This is a genomic window from Micromonospora sp. CV4 (assembly GCF_003667455.1).
In the GTDB taxonomy this organism is placed as follows: Bacteria; Actinomycetota; Actinomycetes; order Mycobacteriales; family Micromonosporaceae; genus Micromonospora.
Genome location: NZ_RCVI01000152.1, coordinates 1 through 22,656, shown reverse-complemented (window position 1 = coordinate 22,656; position 22,656 = coordinate 1). Strand labels below are relative to the sequence as shown.

Below are 22,656 nucleotides of genomic sequence, written 5' to 3'. Positions count from 1 at the left end.
GCGGCCAGCACGGCCCCCGCTGTCAACGCGACCCCCGCGACCAGCACGACCAGCGCGACCCCCGGGCCGGCCACCGCGCCGGCCAACGCCCGTCCCGGTGCCACGGGGGCACCGGGACGGGTGGCGCGGGCCGTCTGGGCCGCCGCGACCGTCGCGCTGGTCGCGGTCGGCTCGATCCGAGCCGCCGGCTGGCTCTTCGCGCTCTGCCTGGTCGCCGCCGCGGTCACCGCCACGCTCGCGGTGACCGGCGGGCGAAGCCCGTTCGGAATGCTGGTGGCCGCGCTGCTGCCGCCGGCCGCGGCGGTTCGGGCGCTTCCCTGGGCGGTACGCGGGCTGCGCCGCACCCGCCCGGCCGGTCCCGGGGCCGGACGGATCCTGAGCAGCCTCGCGGTCTCGGCCGGGCTGCTGACGCTGTTCGGTCTGCTCTTCTCCTCGGCGGACGCGGTCTTCGCCGATCTGGTCGCGGGCGTGCTGCCCGACTTCTCGGCGGGTGGTGTGCTCGGCTGGCTGGCACGCCTGCTGCTGATCGGCGGGGGCCTGCTCGGCGGCGCGTACCTGGTCACCCGCCCGCCCGACCTGGACGGCCTGCGAACGGCGCCGACCCGACCGGCGCACCGGCTGGAGTGGGCCCTGCCGCTGGCGCTGCTCGACGCCCTGTTCGCCGCCTTCGTGCTGGTCCAGTTGACGGTGTTCTTCGGCGGCGCGGGGCACGTGCTCCGGACGGCCGGGCTCACCTACGCCCAGTACGCCCGTGGCGGCTTCTGGCAACTGCTCGCCGTCACCGCGCTCACCCTGCTGGTCATCGCGATCGCCGCCCGCCGGGCACCGACGGCGACCCGGGCCGACCGGCTGCTGGTCCGCGCGCTCCTCGGCACACTCACCGCGCTCAGCCTGGTCGTCGTCGCCTCCGCGCTCTACCGGATGCAGGTCTACGCCGACGCGTACGGCGCCACCCGGCTCAGGCTCGTCGTGGCGACCGTCGAACTCTGGCTCGGGCTGCTCTTCGTCCTGGTCGGGGTGGCCGTGGCGCGTTGGCGGGCAGACTGGTTGCCCCGGCTGGTGATCGGCATGGCGGTGCTGGCGCTGCTCGGGTTGGCCCTGGTCAACCCGGATCGGCTGATCGCCGACCGCAACGTCGACCGGTATCTGGAGACCGGCCGGTTGGACGTCGGTTACCTCTCCCGGCTCTCCGCCGACGCCGTACCGGCACTGGACCGGCTACCCGAGCCGCTGCGGGCGTGCGCGCTGCGGGAGATCGCCGACGAGCTGCCCCGGGACGGCCTCTGGGCGGCGAACCTGGGTCGCGCGCAGGCCCGGCGGGAGCTGGGCACGACCCCGGCGGTCGGCCTCACGGACTGTCCCGGTCCGCTGCGCTGGTGAACGTCAGCGCTTGACATTCCGGCAGGGCGGGCGAGACTGCCGGGGTGGCCAAGCGACTCCCTGACGTGGGGCCCGGCGGTACGGCGCCGCCGCCCCGGCGGACCCGGATCGTGCTGGCCGACATCACCCGGCAGGACAGCCGCGCCGAGCGCACCCGCACCGAGCTGGCGCAGCAGACGCAGGTCGGCGAGGCGCTGGTCCGCGGCCTGGTCCGGGCCCAGCTCGCGCTGGCGCTGCGCCTCTCGCTGGTGGTGGCCATCGGGCTGGGCGGGCTGCCGTGGCTGTTCGCCATCGCGCCCTCGCTCGGCCGGACGACGGTCGCCGGCGTCAACCTGCCCTGGCTGCTGCTGGGTGTGGCGTCCTTCCCGTTCCTGATCGGGGTGGGCTGGGCGTACGTGCGGCTGGCGGAGCGCAACGAGCAGGACTTCACCGACCTGGTGCAGCGGCCGGAGCGCTGAGTGGGCAACGACTACGTGGTCCCGGCCATCGTCGCGGTCACCCTGGTCACGGTCGGGATCGGCTTCTACGGGCTGCGGCTGGCCCGCACCACCTCCGATTTCCTGGTCGCCTCCCGGGCGATCAGTCCGACCTGGAACGCCGCCGCCATCGGCGGGGAGTACCTGTCGGCGGCGAGCTTCCTCGGCATCGCCGGCCTGGTTCTCAAGTACGGCGTGGACGTGCTCTGGTATCCGGTCGGGTTCGCCGCCGGCTACCTGGCCCTGTTGCTGTTCGTGGCCGCGCCGCTGCGCCGCTCCGGCGCGTTCACCCTCCCGGACTTCTGTGAGCTGCGGCTGGGATCGCGCCGGCTGCGCATCCTGGCCACCGCTTTCGTGATCTTCATCGGGTGGCTCTACCTGGTGCCGCAACTCCAGGGCGCCGGGCTCACGCTGGCCACGGTGGCCGGCTCCCCGTACCCGGTCGGCGCCCTGCTGGTGGCCACCGTGGTCACCGCGAACGTGGCCCTCGGCGGGATGCGGGCGATCACGTTCGTCCAGGCGTTCCAGTACTGGCTCAAACTGACCGCGCTGGCCGTACCGGCGATCTTCCTGGTGTTGCAGTGGCAGGCCGACGCCCGCCCGGCGGTGACCCCGCCCGACGGGCCGGCATTCCGGACCGCGACCACCGTCGTGGTCGAGCACCGCGCGACCCTCACCCTGCCCGACGGCGAGATCCGGAAGGTGAGCCCCGGCGACGAGTTGACCTTCGCCGCGGGCGACCCGGTGCCGGAGGTTTCCGGGGTGGCCACCGACGCCAGCGACTGGCTGCTGCCCAGCACCGCCGGCGACGACGACCAGGGTCTGTTCGCCACGTACTCGCTGATCCTGGCCACCTTCCTGGGCACCATGGGCCTGCCACACGTGCTGGTCCGCTTCTACACCAATCCCGACGGCGCGGCGGCCCGCCGGACCACGCTGGTCGTACTGGCCCTGGTCGGCGTCTTCTACCTGCTACCCACCCTGTACGGGGTGCTCGGTCGGATCTACACCCCGCAGTTGCTGCTCAGCGGGCAGACCGACGCGGTGGTGGTGCTGCTGCCGGGCGCGGCGCTCGGCGACGGGCTGGTCGGGCGGCTGCTCGCCGCGCTGGTCGCGGCGGGCGCGTTCGCGGCCTTCCTCTCCACCTCGTCGGGGCTGCTGACCAGCGTCGCCGGGGTGATCTCGACGGACGTTCTCGGCCGTGGCTCGGTGCGCGGCTTCCGGTGGGCCACGGTGATCGCCGGCGGCGTGCCCGCGGTACTGGCGCTCAATGTCTCCGGGCTGGACGTGTCGCAGGTGGTCGGGCTCGCCTTCGCGGTCGCCGCGTCGAGCTTCTGCCCGCTGCTGGTGCTCGGCATCTGGTGGCGCGGACTGACCGACCTGGGCGCCGCCGCCGGGGTGCTGGTCGGCGGTGGCGCGGCGATCGGCGCGGTGCTTGTCACCGTGCTCGGCCCGCCACTGTCCGGCTGGCCGGCCACGCTCACCGCGCAACCGGCCGCCTGGACGGTACCCCTGGCCTTCACCGTGATGGTCGCGGTGTCGATGGCGACCCGCCGGCGGGCCCCCGCCGACGTCGCTGCCACCATGCTCCGCCTCCACACCCCCGAAGCACTCCGCATGTAGGTGGACCCCCTGCTCCAGCCCTTCCCGCCAGCACGACGGCTGGTCGAATCGGGCTCGAACGGACGGGTACCGCCAGCGGGAGATCGCGGGACGTCCGTCCTGGGGATGACGACGGGTCCGCCTACGGCGGGAGCGCGGAAATGGTGCCCGACAGATAGCGTCGGCTCATGACTGGTGAGCACTCCGCACTCGCGCTGCGCGGCTTGGCGAAGCGGTTCGACGGCACGATCGCGGTTGCCAGCGTCGACCTGGACGTCCCCGCCGGCTCCTTCTACGGCCTGCTCGGCCCGAACGGCGCCGGCAAGACGACCACGCTGTCGATGGCGGTCGGGCTGTTGCGGCCCGATGCCGGTTCGGCCTGGGTCCTCGGGCACGACGTGTGGCGGGACCCGGTCGCGGCCAAGCGGCTGCTCGGCGTGATGCCGGACGGGATGCGGCTGTTCGACCGGCTGACCGGGGCGGAGCTGCTGGCGTACAACGGGTTGTTGCGCGGGATGGAGCCGGCGGTGGTCGACCAGCGGGCCGCGGAGCTGCTGGACGTGCTGGCCCTCGGCGACGCCGGCCGGACGCTGGTGGTGGACTACTCGGCGGGCATGAAGAAGAAGATCGGCCTTGCCTGCGCGCTGCTGCACGGCCCCCGGGTGCTGGTGCTGGACGAGCCGTTCGAGGCGGTCGACCCGGTCTCCGCCGCACTGATCCGGGACATCCTCACCCGGTACGCGGCCGGCGGCGGCACCGTGGTCTTCTCCAGCCACGTGATGGAGGTCGTCGAGCGGCTCTGCTCGCACGTGGCGATTCTCGCCGGGGGCGCCATCAAGCGGGTCGGCACGATCGGGGAGGTACGCGGCGACCGCTCGCTGGAGCAGGTCTTCGTCGAGGTGGTCGGCGGGCGTACCGCGACCGGTGAGGAGCTGTCGTGGCTCTCCCGATGAGCACCGCCGCCGCGCCCGCCGGGCCGGTCCGCGCCGTCTCCGCCCGGCACTTCCTGCGGCTGAAGCTGCGGGTGATGGGCAACAGCTTCCGCGGTCAGGGCTGGCGGCTCGCGATGTTCATCGGCGGCGCGCTGGTCGGGCTCTGGTTCGCCGCCAGCGGCTTCTTCCTCTTCGCCGTGCCGGGCATGACGGGCAACGGCCGGTACGCGATGCTGGTCGCGGCGGGCGGTGGCGGGCTGCTGGTGCTCGGCTGGCTGCTGCTGCCGCTGGTCTTCTTCGGGGTCGACGAGACACTGGACCCGGCCCGGTTCGCTCTGCTGCCCCTGCCCCGCCGCACCCTTGTCCTCGGCCTGTTCGCCGCGGCCCTGGTCAGCGTGTCGGCGCTGGCGATGCTGATCGCGACGTTCGGGTTGGTGCTCACCGCCTGGAGGCTGGGTGGTTGGTCCGCCGGGGTGGTGGCCGTCGTCGGTGTGGTCGCCGGGCTGCTGCTCTGTGTGGCCGCCAGCCGGGCGGTGACCAGCGCCTTCGCCAGCATGCTGCGGTCGCGCCGGGTGCGTGACCTGGCGGCTGTCCTGCTGGCGGTGACCGCCGCTCTGCTCGGTCCGTTGCAGATCTTCGGCCTGGCCGCGCTGCGCGAGACGGACTGGGACCGGCTGACCGGGGTGGCGACCGTGATCGGGTGGACGCCGCTCGGGGCACCGTGGACCGCCGGCATCGACGTGGCCCAGGGGCGGGTCTGGGCCGCTCCGGTCAAGCTGCTGATCACCGTGGTCGCGCTCGGCGCCCTGCTGGCCTGGTGGTCACGGTCGCTCGAGTCGGCGATGGTGGGAGCGGTCAGCTCCGGCCGAACCCCGGCCCGGCGAGGCGCCACCGGTGGCGCGGTCGCCCAGCTGTTTCCCCGGATCACCGGACGGATGCGTCGGGACCGGTTCGGCGCCCTGGTCGCCCGGGACGCCCGCTACTGGTGGCGGGACGCCCGCCGCCGGGCCAACCTGATCACGATCGCGGTGGTCGGCATCTTCGTGCCGGTGATGACCAACCTCGGCGGTGCGGGCTTCGCCGGGGGCGAGCAGGGCATGACGCTGAGTACCAGCGACAGCTCACCGGTCGTGGTCACCATCTCCATGCTCTTCGTCGGCGTGCTCGCCTCGGTCACCCTGGCCAACCAGTTCGGCTTCGACGGCAGCGCGTACGCCGCGAACGTGGTGGCCGGGGTGCCCGGCCGGGTCGAGCTGCGTGCGCGGATGACGGCCTTCTCGTTGTACGTGCTGCCGATGCTGACGGTCGTGGCGGTGGCGCTGTCGCTGCTGCTCGGCCACCCGGGCTGGATCGGGCTGACCGCCGGCAGCATGGTCGCCACCTACGGCGCCGGGCTGGCGGTGAGCAGCTTCGTGTCGGTGCTCGGGGCATACTCGCTGCCGGAAACGAGCAACCCGTTCGCGATGAACACGGGCGCGGGCATGGCGAAGGGCCTGCTCACCCTGCTGGCCATGGTCGTCGCGGCGGTCGCCGGGGTGCCGATGGTGGTGGCCGCGGCGCTGCTGGGTGACGCCTGGCTCTGGTTGGCTCTGCCGGTCGGCGCGGCGTACGGGCTGGGCGCGGCGCTGCTGGGTGCGTACCTGGCCGGCGACGTGCTGGACCGGCGGCAGCCGGAGCTGCTGGCCACGGTCACGCCACGCCGCTGAGCAGGTCCCGCTGTCCTGGGTCGCGCCGACCTGCCCTGGCCCGGACCTTCGCCGGTCGGGTCCTCGGGACGGGGCGGTGGGGTCACAATGTTTCACGTGAATCATGAGCCGGGCGCCGAGATCCACCACACCGACCCGTTCGCGGTGCCGGCCGGGCAACGGTCGCCGGTCCGCCGGCTGCGTGGTCGGCTCGCCGCGCCGGTGACCCTCTGGACCGCGCCGGGCCCGGCCGGGCTGACCGTCTCGTCCACGCTGGTCGCCGAGGGGGAGCCCGACCGGCTGCTCGGGCTGATCGACGCGGAGTCCGATCTCTGGGCGGCGATCGAGGAGGCGGGCCGGTTCGCGGTCGCGCCGCTCGGCCCGCCGCACCGGCAGCTCGCCGACCGGTTCGCCGGCCTCTTCCCCGCCCCTGGCGGGCTCTTCGCCACCGGGGCGTGGACCGACACGCCGTACGGGCCGGTCCCGGCGGACGCCGGCGGCTGGGTCGGCTGCCGACTGGACACCGCGCGGGAGTACGGCTGGGCGCTGCTGGTGGAGGCCACGATCGAGGCGGTCGACCTGGCCGAGGACACCAGCCCGCTGCTGCACTACCGCGGTCGCTACCACGAGTTGCCCGGCTGAACGGGGTCCTGACGGGCCGTCGCGTCGACCGACCGGTCACCGGAGTGACCTGGGTCACTCGGCGCAGCCAGTCAACCGCTCGGCGCACTCGCTGACCGGCGTCGATCGCGGCCTTCCCCGGCGGGGAGCGCGCTCTTTACCGTGCGCGAAACTCCTCCAACGCCTGTGAAGGTGGTGATCCACAGATGTCCACGGACACACCCGCGCCGACCGCTTCCCAGCCGGACAGATATCTGGCCGTACAACGGTCGGACGAGTTCGCCGGGCTGCGGCGCGCGCTGCGCGGCTTCGTCTTCCCGATGACCGTCGCGTTCTTCCTGTGGTATGCGCTCTACGTCATTCTCTCCGCGTACGCCCGGGACTTCATGGGCACGAAGCTGTTCGGCAGCAACATCAACGTCGCGCTGGTCTTCGGCCTGCTCCAGTTCGTCTCCACGTTCTTGATCGCCTGGCTCTACTCCCGGTACGCGGACCGGAAGATCGACCCGGTCGCCGACCGGATCCGTGCCGAGATCGGGGAGGTGACCCATGAAGACGGCCCTCGCGGTTGACACGCTCCTCGCGGCGGAGGCGGGCAACCACACCGCCCGCAACCTGACCATCACGCTCTTCCTGGTCTTCGTGGCCGTGACCCTGGCCATCACCATCTGGGCCAGCCGGCAGACCAAGACGGCGACCGACTTCTACGCGGGCGGCCGGTCCTTCTCCGGCTTCCAGAACGGCATGGCGATCGGTGGCGACTACATGTCGGCCGCCTCGTTCCTCGGCATCGCCGGCATCATCGCGCTCTACGGCTACGACGGCTTCCTCTACTCCATCGGCTTCCTGGTCGCCTGGCTGGTGGCCCTGCTGCTGGTCGCGGAGCTGCTGCGCAACTCCGGCCGGTACACGATGGCCGACGTCCTGGCGTTCCGGATGCGCCAGCGTCCGGTGCGTACGGCGGCGGCGGTCTCCACCATCACGGTGTCGATCTTCTACCTGCTGGCTCAGATGGTGGGCGCCGGCGCGCTGGTCGCGCTGCTGCTCGGCATCCGGCCGGGGACGACCTTCCTCGGCATGGACGCGGCGACCGCGAAGGTCGCCACCATCATCATGGTCGGCGCCCTGATGATCATCTACGTCACCGTGGGTGGCATGAAGGGCACCACCTACGTGCAGATCGTCAAGGCGTTCCTGCTGATGGGCGGCGCGCTGGTGATGACCCTGCTGGTGCTGGCCAAGTACAAGTTCAACCTGTCGTCGCTGCTCGGTGACGCCGCCGCCTCGTCCGGCAAGGGCAGCGCGTTCCTCGAACCAGGGTTGCGGTACGGCGTCGAGGTCGCCGGCAACGCGACACAGACGTTCTACAACAAGGTCGACCTGCTCTCGCTCGGCATCGCCCTGGTGCTCGGCACCGCCGGCCTGCCGCACATCCTGATCCGCTTCTACACCGTGCCGACCGCGAAGGCGGCCCGTAAGAGCGTGCTCTGGGCGATCGGCATCATCGGCACCTTCTACCTGCTCACCCTGGCCCTCGGCTTCGGCGCCGCGGCACTGGTCGGCAGCGAGGCGATCACCGCCCAGGACAAGGCGGGCAACACGGCCGCGCCACAGTTGGCCGAGGCGCTCGGCATCGACTTCCTCGGCGGCGATCTGGGCGGGGCAGCCCTGCTGGCGATCATCGCGGCGGTCGCCTTCGCCACGATCCTGGCGGTGGTCGCCGGGTTGACCCTGGCCTCCTCGTCCAGCCTGGCGCACGACTTCTACGCGAACGTCCTGAAGAGGGGCGAGGCGTCGGAGCGGCAGGAGGTACGGGTCGCCCGGATCTCCGCCCTGGTGATCGGCGCGGTCTCGATCCTGTTGTCGATCTACGCGCAGAACCTGAACGTGGCGTTCCTGGTGGCGCTGGCGTTCGCGGTGGCCGCCTCGGGCAACCTGCCGGCGATCCTCTACAGCCTGTTCTGGCGGCGGTTCAACACCTCCGGCGCGGTGTGGGCGATCTACGGTGGCCTGCTCTCGGCCGTACTGCTGGTGTTCTTCTCGCCGGTGGTCTCCGGTGCGGCGACGTCGATGTTCCCGGACCACGACTGGCAGTGGTTCCCGCTGTCCAACCCGGGCATCCTCTCGATCCCGTTCGGCTTCCTGTGCGGCTGGATCGGCACCCTGGTCTCCAAGGAGCACGACGAGGACAAGTACGCGGAGCTGGAGGTCCGCGCCCTCACCGGCGCCGGCGCCCACTGATCGCGGCACTTTGTCGAGAAGGGTCCCCGGTGAACGCCTGGCGTTCACCGGGGGCCCTTCCCCAATTTCGAGGGTCGGTAGGCTGACCGGTATGAAGGTTGCTGAGCGCTTCGGTTCCGGTCACCGCGTTCTCGTCACCGGCGGCGCCGGTTTCGTCCCGTCGCACCTGGTGGATGCCCTGATCGCCCGGGGCTGCACGGTGGTGGCGCTGGACAACTTCGTCACCGGCTCCAAGGAGAACGTGGCCCACCTGCTGGACCGGCCGACCTTCACCCTGGTCGAGGCGGACATCTCCGACGGTGTGCCGACGCACCACCCGGCGCTGGCCGAGCGGTTCGACGCGATCCTGCACATGGCCTCGCCGGCCAGCCCCACCGACTTCACCCAACTGCCGGTGGAGATCATGCGGGTCGGCTCGGTGGGCACCCTGCACCTGCTGGACCGCGCGGTCGCCGACGGCGCCCGGTTCCTGATGGCCTCCACCTCCGAGGCGTACGGGGACCCGAAGGAGCACCCGCAGCGCGAGACCTACTGGGGCAACGTCAACCCGATCGGGGTGCGCAGCGTCTACGACGAGGCGAAGCGCTTCTCCGAGGCGGCCACCATGGCGTACCACCGCTACCGCGGGCTCGACGCGGCGATCGTCCGGATCTTCAACACGTACGGCCCGCGGATGCGGCCGGACGACGGCCGTGCGATCCCGACCTTCATCTCGCAGGCGCTGCGCGGCGAGCCGATCACCGTGCACGGCACCGGCAACCAGACCCGGTCCATCTGTTTCGTCGAGGACCTGGTGCGCGGCATCCTGCTGCTGCTCGACTCGACCGAGACCGGCCCGATCAACTGCGGCACCGAGCACGAGCTCACCATGCGGCAACTGGCCGAGTTGATCGTGTCGCTCTCCGGCAGCAGCTCGGAAGTGACCTACATCACTCGAAGCTCGGATGACCCGGAGATGCGTCGCCCGGACCTGACCCGCGCCCGCGAACTGCTCGGATACGAGCCGACCGTGGCGCCCGAAGACGGCCTGCGACGCACGATCGAGCACTTCCGGGCGCGGCTAGGGTAACCGGCCGGCGACGCACGGCCGCTCGCTGAGTGTCGCCTGAGGGCGGTTGTGGCTCGCCCTACGTACCCTGAGTTACATGTCCGCGACCTCGTCTGCCGGAGTTCCGCACCCGTACCTGCACCGCAGCGCTGGGCGCGCCTCCGTGCCCGGCCCCGACCGGGGCGCCTCCGGACGCGCCCGTCCGTCCGAGGCGCGCTGGTACCCGTCGCCGGACGAGGAGCAGCTCCGGCCGGGCGGCCCGGAGGGGCCGCGCGGGCCCGGCGGACCGGGTGGCGGCGGTGGACCGGGCCGCCGCGGTCCACGACCGCGGTGGGGTCGGATCGGCCTGGTGGCCGGGATCGCGGTGCTGGTGCTGGCGCTGCTCGGCGGCATCGGCGCCTGGCTGTACGCGCGCAACCTGGACGGCGACCTGGCCCGGACCGATCCGTTCGCGGAGATCACCGGCGGCCGACCGGCCAAGACCGTCGACGGGGCGCTGAACATCCTGCTGGTCGGCAGCGACTCTCGGGACCCGGATGCCCCGGTCGACACGAAGAGCCAGTGGCGGGCCGACACGATCATCGTGATGCACATCCCGGCCGACCACCAGGAGGCCTACCTGGTCTCCATCCCTCGTGACCTCTACGTGCCGATCCCGCAGAGCGCGGGCGCGGACTGCGGCTCCGGTGAGCGCGCGAAGATCAATGCGGCGTTCGCGTTCGGCGGCCTGCCGCTCGCGGTCCGCACCGTGGAGTGCTTCACCGACGTCCGGATCGACCACGTGATGGCGATCGACTTCGCCGGCTTCAAGCAGGTCACCGACGCCCTCGGCGGCGTCGACCTGAAGGTGGAGCGGACCATCACCTCGATCCACAAGCCGTACCGGACGTTCACCAAGGGCACCAACCACATGGACGGCGCGGAGGCGCTGGACTGGATCCGCCAGCGCAAGCAGTTCCCGGACGGGGACTTCGCCCGGATGCGGCACCAGCAGGAGTTCCTCCGGGCGCTGCTGGACAAGGCGGCGAGCACGGGCACGCTGGCGAACCCGAAGAAGCTCAACGACTTCCTCCAGTCGGTGACCGCGGCCGCCACCGTCGACGAGGGTTTCTCGGTGACGGACATGGCGATCCAGTTCCGCAACCTGCGCGGCCAGAACCTCACCTTCGTGACCAGCCCGAACTCGGGCAGCCAGACGATCAACGGCGAGTCGGTGGTGGTCTCCGACCGGGAGAAGGCGCTGGCGATGTACCGGGCCATGTCGGCGGACACCATGGCGGACTGGGTCAAGGCCAACCAGCCCAAGGGCACCGAGGGCGGCTGACCCGGCCGGCGGCCGGTAATGGCGGTACGACCCGGAACGACCGGACCGTTCGATCGGCAACGGCCCGTTCGGTCATCGGGTGTCGCCGGTCGACCGACCCCGGCGAAATTGGCGTCCGGATTGACCCGGGATGAACTCGCCAAGTCGAATCGACATACGTACAGTGGTGCCGCCCCCTCCTGAACACGAACTGGAGCACGCATGCCGGTTCAGGCCAGCCGTCGCCCTTCGTCAACCGGGTCCGCCGCCCCCAGCGGCCGGATCGGCGCGTCCATTCCGATCCAGCCGGGCCCCACGGGCGGCGGGCCGGGTGGTCGACCGCCCGGTGGCGGTGGCCGGTCCGGAGGCGGTGGCCGCTCCGGCGGTGGGCCGGCGAAGAAGCGTTCGAAGCGCAAGGATCCGCTCTGGGCCCGGCTGACGGTGATCTTCGGGGCCGTGCTAATGCTCACCAGCGGGGTGGGCATCGTCGGCAGCAAGGTGCTGATCAGCCAGGCGACCGGGGACATCGCCCAGCGGAACCTGCTCGGTGACGCCGGCAAGTCCGACGCCGAGGGCGGCGCGAGCCTGGACGGCCCGATCGACATGCTGCTGCTCGGCGTGGACGCGCGGGAGCGGTGGGCCGCGGACGACGTCCGGTCGGACAGCATCATCATCCTGCACATCCCGGCCTCGCACGACCAGGCGTATCTGATCTCCATTCCCCGGGACACCGAGGCGCAGATCCCGGCGTTCCCGAAGAGCGGGTTCGCCGGCGGCACCGACAAGATCAACGCTGCCTTCCAGGCCGGCGCTCGCAACGGCGGCGGCTGGGAGGGCGGCGCCCAGCTGATGGCGCAGACGATCAAGCGGCTCACCGGGGTCAGCTTCGACGGCGCGGCGATCATCAACTTCGGTGGCTTCAAGAACGTCATCGACACCCTCGGCACCGTGCGGATCTGCGTGAGTCACGAGGTCAAGTCGAAGCACATGTCGTTCGTCGACGGCCAGCCGATGTGGAACGCCGACGCCAAGAAGACCGGCAAGCAGATGACCACGGTGGTGCACAAGAAGGGCTGCCAGGAGATGGAGGGCTGGGCGGCCCTGGACTACGCCCGGCAACGCTACGGGCTGCCCGGTGGTGACTACGACCGCCAGCAGAACCAGCAGCAGCTGATCAAGGCGATGGCCCGCAAGGCCACCGATGGCGGCACGCTGACCAACCCGGCGAAGCTCCAGCAGCTGATCAAGGCGGCCGGCAAGGCGTTCGTGCTGGACACCGGCGGTGTGCCGATTGAGAAGTTCATCTTCACCATGCGCGGCGTGACCGCGAACGATCTGACCATGCTCAAGACCAACAACGGCACGTTCAACGGCAACGCCAACAAGCGCGAGGCGTTGAACGAGGAGACGTTGGAGATGTTCCGGGCGATGAAGCAGGACAAGCTGGGCGAATTCGTCTTCGCTCACCCCGAGATGATGTCCAGCCGTAAGTGACCGCCGCGGCCCGCCCGGGTCGCTTGCAGGGCGACGCCCGCCCGGGTCGCCCGCAGGGCGGCCTCCGGCCGAAAGTCCCGGAAAGCCGGCGACCCTTTGGTCACTGACCGTAGCCTGACGTGAGCACGTTTCACGTATCGGCTGCGGGGAGGCGGACACGTCCAGGTCGGGGCGGAACGCGGCGGACCGGGCTGACGAGGCCCCATCCGCCCGTCCGCGCCGCGCCCGTGGGTCGCGCATCCTGCTCGGCATCGGCCTGGCTCTCGTCCTGCTGGCCGGGCTCACCCTGGCCGGGCTCAAGACGCTCAGCCACCGGTACGACCGCGCGGTCGCCAAGGAGATCCTGCTCGACCTCGACGCCCGCACCGACCGGACCGACGTGGACGGGCCGCTCAACTACCTGCTGGTCGGCACCGACCGCCGCCCCGGCGAGAACAGGCCGGACCAACGTTCGGACACCATCCTCATCGTGCACGTGCCCGCCGGGCACCGGGAGGCGTACCTGGTCTCCATCCCGCGTGACCTGCTGGTAGCCATTCCGGCGACGAACGGCTTCCCCGGCGGCCAGGACAAGATCAATGCGGCGTACGAGCACGGCGGCGGCGGCCAGGCCGGCACGCGGTTGCTCTCCACCACCCTCACCCGACTCACCGGAATCCGGTTCGACGGCGCCGCGCTGATCGACTTCTCCGGCTTCCGGAAGGTGATCGACCTGCTCGGTGGGGTGCAGATGTGCGTGGACACCGAGGTCCGCTCGATCCACACCAACCGGGTCTTCCCCACCGGCTGCCAGCAGATGAACGGAGCGGAGGCGCTGGACTACGTGCGGCAGCGCTACGACCTGCCCGGCGGCGACTACGACCGCCAGCACCACCAGCAGCAACTCCTCCGGGCGATGCTGGACCGCGCCGGTCAGGCGGACCTGCGCACCAACCCGGTCAAGCTGGACCAGGTGCTCCGGGCCGTCGGCGGCTCGTTGACCGTCGACACCAACGGCGTACCCCTGGAGGACCTGCTCCTCGCGCTGCGCGCGCTGCCACCCGACGGGATGCGGGGCGTCCAGGTGCCCTCGTCCCCACAGACCATCGGCGAGGTCTCGTACGTGGTGCTGGACAACGGCGGCAACGGGCTCTTCGAGGCCGTACGCGGCACCAGGGTGCCCGCCTGGGCTCAGGCCAACCCACGGTGGGTGACCCGGTTGTGATGGTGCCGACGGCCGGGTCGATGCCGATCCGGCCGGTGAGGATCTAGTGTTGGTACCTGTGTTCGGACCCCAGGTTCCCACCGTGCCCGTGACCGAGATCGCCGACGACACCTACCTGCTGGATGTGCGGGAAGACGATGAGTGGGCGGCCGGCCATGCTCCCGGCGCCCATCACCTGCCGATGATGGAGCTGCCGGCGCGGCTGGCCGAGGTGCCGACCGACCGGGACGTGGCGGTCATCTGCCGCTCCGGCGGGCGCTCCGCCCAGGTCGTCGCCTATCTGGTGAACAACGGCTGGGAGCAGGTGCGCAACGCCGACGGCGGGATGCGCCAGTGGGCCGCCGTCGGCCGCCCGGTGGTCGACGCCAACGGGCAGCCCGGCCAGGTCATCTGAAGGCGGCCGGGATGGGCGGGCCTCTGGTCTTCGCGCACCGCGGCGCCTCGTACGACCTTCCGGAACACACCCTCGCCGCCTACCTGCGCGCCCTCGACGAGGGCGCCGACGGTCTGGAATGCGACGTCCGGCTGACCCGGGACGGGCATCTGGTCTGCGTGCACGACCGGCGACTGGACCGCACCAGCAACGGTAGCGGCCTGGTCAGCGCGCGTACGCTCGCCGAGCTGGAGATGCTGGACTTCGGCTCCTGGCATCCCGGCAGCGCGCCGAGCGGTGATCTGCCGCCCGACGAGTCGCACACCCGGCTGCTGACCCTGACCCGGCTGCTGGACGCGGTGCTGGCCGCCGGCCGCCCGGTCCGGCTGCTGGTGGAGACGAAGCACCCGTCCCGTTACGGCTCGAACGTGGAACGGCGGCTGGTCGCCCTGCTGCGCCAGTACGGGCTGGCCGACCCGGCGCCGGACGACCCGGTCCAGGTCACCGTCATGTCGTTCTCCCCGCTGGCGGTCCGGCGGGTCCACGAGCTGGCCCCGACGCTGCCCACGGTGCTGTTGCTGGAGGTGCTCCCGCGCTGGCTCCGCCTGGGCCGGCTGCCGTTCGGCACCCGCATCGCCGGCCCGGGCATCGGCCTGGTCCGGGCTCGCCCGCAACTGTTGCCCGCGCTGCGTGCGGCCGGCAACGAGGTGTACGTCTGGACGGTCAACGACCCGGCGGACCTGGAGCTGGTGCTGACCGCCGGGGTGGACGGGATCATCACCGATCGGCCCGCACACGCCCTGGCCCGGCTGGATCGCTGACCGGCGCCGACCCGGCAGGGGTGCCGAAATCCGGGCCGGCGGGGCACACTCGGCACATGCCGGAGCGTATCGACTTTCCCGCTCTCATCGCCGGCCACACCGTCGTCATCGAGATGATCAATTCTGGCGACGCCGGCCTGCCGGTCCTCACCCAGCTGTTACGGGTGGCCCAGCCGGCGCTCGGCGCGGCCGGCATGGCGTTCGCCGAGTTCGGCCCGACCGGTGGTCGGGTGATCGCCGCGACGGGGGCGGCGGAGTGGATCCTCGGCCGCCCGCTGGCGGCCGACGACCCGGACACTGTCTGCCTGCTGTCCGGTCCCCGGGTCCGCCAGGCCCGGGTCGCCCACCTCAGCGGCAAGCTCGCCGACGAGCTGGCCGGCTGCGGCCTGCGCCGGATGGTGGTCTCCAGGGCCGAGATCGGCGGCCACACCGTCGGCAGCCTGCACGCGCTCTACCCGGGCGACGACGAGCCGGGCGCCGAGCAGCAGGGGGTGGTCGCCTACCTCGCCTCCTGCATAGCGCACATGTACGGCGACCAGACCGGGCTGCCCGTGCACGGCGACGGGCCGGTGGTGGCCGCGCTCGCCGACGGGCTGGCCGTGGTCGACCGGGACGGGCACGTCCGCCTCTGGAACCCGGCCGCCGCCCAGGTCACCGGCCGGACGGCCGAGCAGGCTCTGAGCCGCCCGCTGCCGTTTCCGCTGCCGCCGTCCGGCCAGGTTCGCGACCACCGCCTGCCGGACGGGCGCTGGCTGCGGATCACCTCCGGCGAGCTGCCCGGTCCGGGCACGCTGCGGGTGGTCACCTTCCGCGACATCACCGACCAGCAGCGTCGGGACCACGACCGCGAACTCTTCGTCGCGGTGACCAGCCATGAGCTGCGCACCCCGGTCACCGTGATCAAGGGGTACGCGGACACCCTCACCGACCACTGGGATTCGTTGACCGAGTCCGACCGGCGGCAGGCCGCCCGGGTGATCGGGCAGCGCGCCAACGAGCTGGCCCGGTTGGTCGACCGACTGCTCTCCTCGGCCGCCGAGGCGGGGCCGGGGGACGACCCCCCCACCCCGTTCGACCTCGGCGAGGCGTTGCGCTCGGCGGTCGTCGACCTGCCGGCGGAGCTGCGCCGCCGGTTGGTGCTCCGACTCCCGGCCGACCTGCCCAAGGCACTCGGCCACCGGCCCAGCCTGGTGACCGTGCTGACCGAGCTGACGACCAACGCCGGCAAGTACTCGGCGCCGGATGCGCCGATCGAGATCACCGCCGCGGTCGACGGTCAGCTGGTGGCCTTCCGGGTCAGCGACCGGGGCATCGGCATCCGCCCGGAGCACGTGGAGCGGGCGTTCGACCGGTTCTGGCAGGGCGAGTCCGGCGACCGGCGCGGCTACCCGGGCGCGGGGCTCGGTCTCTATCTCGTCCGCCGGATCGTTGAACAGCAGAATGGATGGGTATCCCTACGTCCGAGGGCCGGCGGCGGTACGGTCGCAGAGGTGCGGCTGCCGCGCGGTTGACCGGCGGTGGCGTGACGTGGAGGCGGCGGTGGCAGCGAAGGAACGGGCGTGGTGCGTGGTGGTCCCCCACCACCCCACCGGAGCCCGACTGGCCCGGCACCGGCTCGCCGACGATCTGGCGGAGGTCGTACCCCCGAGGCTCCTCGCGGACCTGATCGCGGTACTCGCCGAGCTGGTGGGCAACGCGGTGCGGCACGCCCGCCCGCTGCCCGGCGGTGTGGTCCGGGTGGCCTGGCGGATGCGGCCCGCCGCCGACGGGCCGCGGATCCAGCTGCGGGTGACCGATGGTGGCGCGGGCACCGGGCCACGGATCCGGACGGCCGACCCCGACGCGGCCGATGGCCGAGGGCTGCACATCGTGGCCGGCCTGGCCACCCGGTGGGGCGTCGAGCGGGACGGCCTGGGCCAGCGCGTCTGGGCGGAGTTCGACCCGGTGCCGACAGCCCGGCCCGACCTGGTGACGACGGGCTGAGCAACGGTCCGGGGCTTCGACACCGGCCCCGGGGGCGGGTCCCACCCACGACGAGCCGGTCGGGCCTCTAGGCTGTGACGCCGTGAGCAAGCGTCGAAAAGGCCAGCGCGCCGCAGCGGACACCGCCCCCCGTCGGGACAAGGTGCGGGACATCTTCGTGCCCCGACCGTTCGAGGGGCTGGTCGACGAGCCCGAGTGGATCGCGCTGCGCGAGCTGGTGCCCGCCGCATCCGCGCCGCTGCGGTTGGCGCCCGCCCTCGTCGAGGAGTTCGGGGACCGTCCGGTCACGCTGGCCACGGTGCTGCCGATGGCCGCCCCGGCGATCACCAAGCCGGATGGCCGGGTGCTCATCGGTCTCCAGCGCCACCAGCAGTCCGGCGACGTCTCCCGGGACCTGGCCGAGGCGCTGCTCTGCGCGTTGCGGACCGAGCCGGGCGGCCAGGTGGCCGTGCCGCCGCTGCCCGGCCCCGGCCCGCGGTTGCAGGACGTCCTGGTGGACGGCCCACTGGAGATCACCATGCACGACGGGTTCGAGTTCTGGCTCGACCCGGGCGCCACGGACGACCCGACCGTGCAGGCGTCGCTGGAGCGGGCCAACGCGGCCATCTACCCGACGGTGCGGCTGACCGCGGCGAAGGCCGCGTACTGGTGCCAGGTGCCGGAGAAGGCGCACGTGCGCTGGGTGCTGCCGGACGAGGAGGACACCGCCCTCGACGCGCTGGCCCGGCTCGGCGCGGCCGGCACGTTGCCGCTCGGCGAGCAGACCCGGTTCGCCGGCATGTTCCGCGCCCACGGTCGGCTGGTGCCGGTCTGGGACCTGCCGGAGGAGACTCCGGCGACGGACTGGGAGGACCCGGTGGCGCAGTTCGCCAAGCGGTACGCCGAGGCTCTCGCCGCCACCGACCCGCTGGACGCCGCCGGCCGGCGGGCCCGTCAGGGGCTGCTCGGTCGCCAGCTCACCCTGCGCTGAGCGCGGCTGGCCCGCTCACCCGGCGACGGGCAGCGGGTCGCGGGTGATCGGGCAGGACATGCAGCGCGGGCCGCCCCGGCCGGAGCCCAGTTCGGAGCCGGCGATCGGGATCACCTCGATGCCGGCCCGCTCCAGCTGGGCGTTGGTCTCGGTGTTGCGCTCGTAGCCGACGCAGAGCCGGGGCGCCAGGGCGAGGGTGTTGTTGCCGTCGTCCCACTGCTCGCGTTCCGCGGTGACCGGGTCGAGCCCGGTGTCGATGACCCGGAGCTGGTCGAGGTCCATCGCGTCAGCGGCGGCCCGCAGGAAGGGCGCGGGTCCGTCCACCCGCGGGTCCTCGCCGTCCGCGCCGGCGATCACCGTGTACGCGGAGAGCGTGCTGGCGACGTTGGGATACATCAGCACGGCGTCCACGTCGACCATCGTGCAGACGGTGTCCAGGTGCATGGTGGCGCGCTCCTGGGCGATCGGCACCACCAGGATGGTGTGGGCCAGCCCGGCGGCGAAGACCTGCCGGCCGAGACGTTCGGCGCCGGCCGGCGTGGTCCGCTCACCCACCCCGACCGCCAGCACCCCGGGGGCGAGCAGCAGCACGTCCCCGCCCTCCAGGTGCTCAAGGTGCGGGCGGTAGACGAACTCGGTGCCGGCGAAGCGCGGGTGGTGGCGGTAGATGGCGTCGGTGAGGGTCGTCTCCCGGCTGCGGGCCGGCATGGCCAGGCTGGTGACCCCGACCCGGTCCCCGATCCAGAGCGACGAGTCCCGGGTGAAGAGCAGGTTCGGCAGCGGGTCGATGACGAAGTCGTGCCGGTCCATCAGGGTGTAGACCAGGCCGCCCGGCCGTTCCGAGCTGATCCGCAGTTCCTCGTGCGCCAGCCCGGCGGTGAGCACGTCGGCCAGCGCGACCGGGTCCAGGTAGGAGAGGTGGTCGGCGACCCGGGCGCGCAGGGTGTCGCCGAGCCGGCGCGAACGCAGCACCTGCTCGGTGAGTTCGGCCCGGGCGTCCGCGACGGCCAACGTCTCGGCCAGCAGGGTGGCCAGGTAGAGCACCTCGACGCCGCGCTCGCGCAGCGCGGCGGCGAACGCGTCGTGCTCCTCCTGGGCGCGGCCGACCCAGGGGATCGCGTCGAACAGGAGTGAGTCGTTGTTGCGGGGGGTGAGCCGGGCCAGTTCCGGGCCGGGCCGGTGCAGCAGTACGGTGCCGAGCCGGCCGACTTCGCTGTCGACGTAGTGGGTCACCCCAGCAGCGTAGGGCAGGGTTTGGCGGCATCCGAGAAAAGAACTGTGGATGAATATGGCATTCATCCACAGTCACTCCGGCGTTCCGGCTTGCCGAACACGGGGAGTGTCAACGTAGGGTAGTGGGGACATAACTTCGAGGGACCTTTTGCCGGAGGTCGCGATGACTGTCTTTCCCGCACGACGAGTCGTACCGTCCGCCCGGGCACTGCCGCCCGTCGCGGTGCCCCACCCCCGCGTCGAGTCGCCGGGGGTTCTCGCACCGGTGCGTCCGACACCGCTCGAATGGGCCCGCCGTCGGCGGGCCGAGCGGGGCGCCCGGAGGCTGGAGGCGGCCGGAGCACGGGCCCTGGGCCAGCTCGACCACCTCGGGCCGGCCTGGCACGTCATCGAGTGGCCCCGCACCGACGTGGCCGACGTCCTGCTCGACCGTGGCCAGGACGAGCGCGCCGGGTTCCTCGCCATCGGGCCGAGCGGCCTGTTCGCGGTGACCATCGCCGACCACGGCCGGGCCCGTGTGCTCGTCGCGGGGGACGTCGTGCAGATCAACGGCAAGCGACCGCCGTACGTGGCGGAGGCCCGCCGGGACGCCAAGCGGGCCAGCAAGGCCCTCTCCGCCGCGGTGCGGCTGCCCGTGCCGGTGACGCCGGTGCTGACCTTCGTCGGCTCCGGCGTGATCAGCGTCTACGGCCTGCCGAAGGACTGCCTGATGGCCACGCACCGGGAGTTGGACCGTCTCCTCGTGGCCGGCGGCAGCCGGATCAGCCCCGCCACGGCCGAGAAGCTGTCCCGGGTCGCGCAGCACCCGGGCACCTGGCTGAACGGCACGTACCGTCCAACCGCCGACTACCGGTGGTATGACGAGGGCCGAACGGCCGCTGACAAGCCGGCCAACCGCCGGTAACGTCACCGGCGACGCCACGCGGCTGCGGTCCCCGTCCACCCCACCGGCTTCCGCGCCGTCACCGGCCGCCCCGGCTCAGGCAGTGCGGCCGGTGGCCCGGTGCGCTCGGTGGTTCCGTCGGCGACCGCGCTAGCGTGGACAGTCCGTCGGTGTACATAGGAGGCTCGGTGGCTCACGTCGAACTCTCGCTCTCGGAAGTGTTCGTGCCGACGGCGCGGGCCTCGACAGAGCCGGAGTCCGACAACTTCGGCCAGTGGTCCTCGACGGTCGGCCGGGCCGATGAGCCGTGCCTGCTGATCGACGCCGACAGCCGGGTGGTGGCCATCTCCACCGCCGGCTGCGAGCTGCTCTGCCTGGGCGAGCCGGACGGCCTGATCGGGCGCCCACTGCTCGACGGCGGGCTGCGCCTGCTGGACTTCACCGCCAACCGGGGCGAGCTGACCGAGGCCGAGATCGACAAGATTCCGCCCCTGCTGGCGCTCTCGTCCGGCCGGCTCGCCCGCGGTCTGCTCCGGGTGCAGGCGGCCTCGGCGGACAGCTCCGACGCGACCGTCGACGCGATCTCCACCCCGGTGCTCGCCGACGGCGCCGTGGCCGGCTCACTCACCTTCTTCTCCGAGGTCTGACCTGCGACGGAGTGTGTCGTTCGCCGCACGCGGCGATGCTGGGGTGCGTCCGCACCCAGGCCGTAAGGTGCCCTCATGCTCGATATCGCTCTGCTGCCGGGGGAGTACGCCGTGTGCCGGTTGGCCGCCGGCTCCACCCTGCCGTACGCGTTGTCGAGCGGGTTGGGCCGCGCGGACGTGGTCACCGTGAGCTGGACCGCCGACGGGATCTCGGTGATCTGCCCGACCGAGCGGGCCCCCGCGCAGGCCGTGGTGGAGACCGTCTGGCGCTGCCTGCGGGTCACCAGCCCGGTGGACGTGGCCGGCACCAACACCCTGGCCGCGCTTGTCGACCCGCTCGCCGAGGCCCGGGTCAGCGTGGTCACGTTCTCCACCTTCGATACCGACTACCTGCTGGTGCCGGCCGTGCGGTTGACCGAGGGCACGGCGGCGCTGGAGCGCGCCGGGCACCGCGTCCTCGGCTGACCTTCACCCCGCCGGCCGCTCCCCCTACGATGGGCTCGGCCACCCCGGCCACGACGACGTTCTCCGATGTCCCGAGGATCGGCCCGTGCCGTTCACCCCGCCCCGCCGCGCGTTCACCCCACCGCGGACGACGCCCCACGCCCCACCGGCGACCCACGATCCGGCGGCCGTCCGTGATCCGGTGGCGACCCGCGCCCGACCCACGAACCGGGTCCTGCGGGGCGCGCTCGCGCTCCTCGCCATCGGGGTGCTGACGGGCTGCGGCGCCCCACCGGAGTTGCGGGACGCGTCCAGCGCGCCGACGGGCGCCGGAGCCCCGACGACGCCCGGCCCGACCGGCACCCCGAGCACCGCGCCCGCCACCCCGCCGGTCGACACCCCGACGGCGACCCCGGATGCCGGGCTGGTCGCGACGGCCTGCCGGAACGGGCCGACCGGGCAACGGGTTGTGCAGCTGGTGCGTGGCCGGGGCGGCGTGCTGCCGGACAACGTCCGGGTCCGGGTCCGCACCGGGCCGCTCTGCGCCGCCGACTGGCAGTACACCGTGCTGGAGGTGACGGGGCACGAGGAACTCCAGGTGGTCACCCGCGGTCGGGCCGCCGCGCCGAAACTGGTCACCGCCGGCACCGACGTGTGCACCATCGAGGTACGGGCCACCGGTCCGGTGGGGATCCAGACGCTCGCCTGCGACGCCGGACCGGTCGTCGGGCCGGGTGCGTAGGCTGGCCGCATGCCAGGAACACCGCCGACGCGCTTCGTCTACCTGGGCCCGGAGGGCACCTTCGCCGAGCAGGCGCTGCGCACCGTCCCCGCCGCCGAGCGCGGCAACCGTACGCCCGCCCGCAGTGTCGGGGAGGCGCTGGACAGCGTCCGGGCCGGGGACGCCGACGCCGCGCTGGTGCCGCTGGAAAACTCGATCGGCGGCGCGGTCGGTGTCACCCTGGACGAGATGGCCGAGGGCGAGCCGCTGGTGATCACCCGGGAGGTGATCCTGCCGGTGGAGTTCGTGCTCGGCGCCCGGCCGGGCACCTCGCTGACCTCGGTCCGCACCGTGGCGGCCCACCCGCAGGCGTCCACCCAGTGCCGGGGCTGGCTGCGTGACCACCTGCCCGACGCGGTGGTGGTCGACGTCCTCTCCAACGGCGCGGCCGCCGCCGGCGCCGGAGCGGGCGAGTACGACGCCGCGATCTGCGCGCCGATCGGGGCGGCTCGGCACCGTCTCGCGCTGCTCGCCGAGAAGATCGCCGACCATCCCGACGCGGTGACCCGGTTCGTGCTCGTCTCCCGCCCCGGGC

23 protein-coding genes are annotated in these 22,656 nt (G+C 72.5%); 22 read left to right on the top strand and 1 reads right to left on the bottom strand.

All coding sequences use genetic code 11. From position 1 onward, the window contains the following. Window positions 1-120 precede the first annotated feature (120 nt). From EAD98_RS03055 to EAD98_RS02975, 17 genes are all read left to right on the top strand, one after another. Window positions 121-1,380 carry a DUF4173 domain-containing protein gene (locus EAD98_RS03055; protein WP_233583694.1) on the top strand — a complete coding sequence of 420 codons (1,260 nt, stop codon included), beginning with the start codon at window positions 121-123 and terminating at the stop codon, window positions 1,378-1,380. Between the two features lie 44 nt (window positions 1,381-1,424). Beyond that, window positions 1,425-1,838 carry a hypothetical protein gene (locus EAD98_RS03050; RefSeq protein WP_233578087.1) on the top strand — a complete coding sequence of 138 codons (414 nt, stop codon included), beginning with the start codon at window positions 1,425-1,427 and terminating at the stop codon, window positions 1,836-1,838. Beyond that, window positions 1,839-3,479 (top strand): cation acetate symporter, encoded by a 1,641-nt coding sequence (locus EAD98_RS03045; protein ID WP_121652561.1) that lies wholly within the window; start codon window positions 1,839-1,841, stop codon window positions 3,477-3,479. Window positions 3,480-3,646: 167 nt separating this feature from the next. Beyond that, entirely contained in the window at window positions 3,647-4,411 is a 765-nt protein-coding gene (locus tag EAD98_RS03040) for an ABC transporter ATP-binding protein (protein WP_121652560.1), read from the top strand. Beyond that, on the top strand, window positions 4,408-6,096 hold the full coding sequence (locus EAD98_RS03035; protein ID WP_121652559.1) for an ABC transporter permease: 1,689 nt from the start codon (window positions 4,408-4,410) through the stop codon (window positions 6,094-6,096). The genes EAD98_RS03040 and EAD98_RS03035 overlap by 4 nt, the downstream gene beginning before the upstream one ends. An 87-nt stretch (window positions 6,097-6,183) precedes the next feature. Continuing rightward, entirely contained in the window at window positions 6,184-6,717 is a 534-nt protein-coding gene (locus EAD98_RS03030; RefSeq protein WP_121652558.1) for a flavin reductase family protein, read from the top strand. A gap of 185 nt (window positions 6,718-6,902) precedes the next feature. After that, the gene (locus tag EAD98_RS03025) at window positions 6,903-7,268 is read left to right on the top strand and encodes a DUF485 domain-containing protein (RefSeq protein ID WP_121652557.1); all 366 of its coding nucleotides are present in this window, start codon (window positions 6,903-6,905) and stop codon (window positions 7,266-7,268) included. Next, window positions 7,246-8,937 carry a cation acetate symporter gene (locus EAD98_RS03020; RefSeq protein WP_121652556.1) on the top strand — a complete coding sequence of 564 codons (1,692 nt, stop codon included), beginning with the start codon at window positions 7,246-7,248 and terminating at the stop codon, window positions 8,935-8,937. The genes EAD98_RS03025 and EAD98_RS03020 overlap by 23 nt, the downstream gene beginning before the upstream one ends. 91 nt (window positions 8,938-9,028) lie before the next feature. After that, a complete protein-coding gene (locus EAD98_RS03015) occupies window positions 9,029-10,006 on the top strand; it encodes an NAD-dependent epimerase/dehydratase family protein (RefSeq protein WP_121652555.1) in 978 nt (325 codons plus the stop codon). A gap of 76 nt (window positions 10,007-10,082) precedes the next feature. Next, a complete protein-coding gene (locus EAD98_RS03010) occupies window positions 10,083-11,309 on the top strand; it encodes an LCP family protein (protein WP_121652554.1) in 1,227 nt (408 codons plus the stop codon). 201 nt (window positions 11,310-11,510) lie between these two features. Next, complete coding sequence (locus EAD98_RS03005; RefSeq protein WP_121652553.1) at window positions 11,511-12,782, top strand: LCP family protein; 1,272 nt, start codon at window positions 11,511-11,513, stop codon at window positions 12,780-12,782. A gap of 268 nt (window positions 12,783-13,050) precedes the next feature. Continuing rightward, entirely contained in the window at window positions 13,051-13,986 is a 936-nt protein-coding gene (locus EAD98_RS03000; protein ID WP_233583696.1) for an LCP family protein, read from the top strand. Between the two features lie 58 nt (window positions 13,987-14,044). Further along, window positions 14,045-14,380, top strand: a complete 336-nt coding sequence (locus tag EAD98_RS02995; protein WP_089018477.1) for a rhodanese-like domain-containing protein — start codon at window positions 14,045-14,047, stop codon at window positions 14,378-14,380. Between the two features lie 11 nt (window positions 14,381-14,391). Next, window positions 14,392-15,180, top strand: coding sequence for a glycerophosphodiester phosphodiesterase family protein (locus tag EAD98_RS02990; RefSeq protein ID WP_121652551.1), 789 nt, complete (start codon window positions 14,392-14,394; stop codon window positions 15,178-15,180). A gap of 56 nt (window positions 15,181-15,236) precedes the next feature. Further along, window positions 15,237-16,691 carry an ATP-binding protein gene (locus EAD98_RS02985; protein WP_121652550.1) on the top strand — a complete coding sequence of 485 codons (1,455 nt, stop codon included), beginning with the start codon at window positions 15,237-15,239 and terminating at the stop codon, window positions 16,689-16,691. 55 nt (window positions 16,692-16,746) lie between these two features. After that, on the top strand, window positions 16,747-17,163 hold the full coding sequence (locus tag EAD98_RS02980) for an ATP-binding protein (RefSeq protein ID WP_233583695.1): 417 nt from the start codon (window positions 16,747-16,749) through the stop codon (window positions 17,161-17,163). 82 nt (window positions 17,164-17,245) lie between these two features. Further along, complete coding sequence (locus EAD98_RS02975) at window positions 17,246-18,133, top strand: DUF5926 family protein (protein ID WP_121652548.1); 888 nt, start codon at window positions 17,246-17,248, stop codon at window positions 18,131-18,133. Window positions 18,134-18,148: 15 nt separating this feature from the next. Here EAD98_RS02975 and EAD98_RS02970 read toward each other — a convergent pair whose 3' ends face one another. After that, window positions 18,149-19,366 carry an arginine deiminase gene (locus EAD98_RS02970; protein ID WP_121652547.1) on the bottom strand — a complete coding sequence of 406 codons (1,218 nt, stop codon included), beginning with the start codon at window positions 19,364-19,366 and terminating at the stop codon, window positions 18,149-18,151. 163 nt (window positions 19,367-19,529) lie between these two features. On the opposite strand from EAD98_RS02970, the gene EAD98_RS02965 reads away from it, so the two are divergent. From EAD98_RS02965 to EAD98_RS02945, 5 genes are all read left to right on the top strand, one after another. Continuing rightward, a complete protein-coding gene (locus EAD98_RS02965; RefSeq protein WP_121652546.1) occupies window positions 19,530-20,270 on the top strand; it encodes a hypothetical protein in 741 nt (246 codons plus the stop codon). 167 nt (window positions 20,271-20,437) lie between these two features. Then, on the top strand, window positions 20,438-20,896 hold the full coding sequence (locus EAD98_RS02960) for a hypothetical protein (RefSeq protein ID WP_121652545.1): 459 nt from the start codon (window positions 20,438-20,440) through the stop codon (window positions 20,894-20,896). 75 nt (window positions 20,897-20,971) lie between these two features. Further along, window positions 20,972-21,361 (top strand): ACT domain-containing protein, encoded by a 390-nt coding sequence (locus EAD98_RS02955; protein WP_121652544.1) that lies wholly within the window; start codon window positions 20,972-20,974, stop codon window positions 21,359-21,361. Window positions 21,362-21,575: 214 nt separating this feature from the next. Next, a complete protein-coding gene (locus tag EAD98_RS02950; RefSeq protein WP_121652563.1) occupies window positions 21,576-22,082 on the top strand; it encodes a hypothetical protein in 507 nt (168 codons plus the stop codon). 9 nt (window positions 22,083-22,091) lie between these two features. After that, window positions 22,092-22,656 (top strand): prephenate dehydratase domain-containing protein (locus tag EAD98_RS02945; RefSeq protein ID WP_305035069.1); only part of this gene is annotated, 565 nt, incomplete at its 3' end.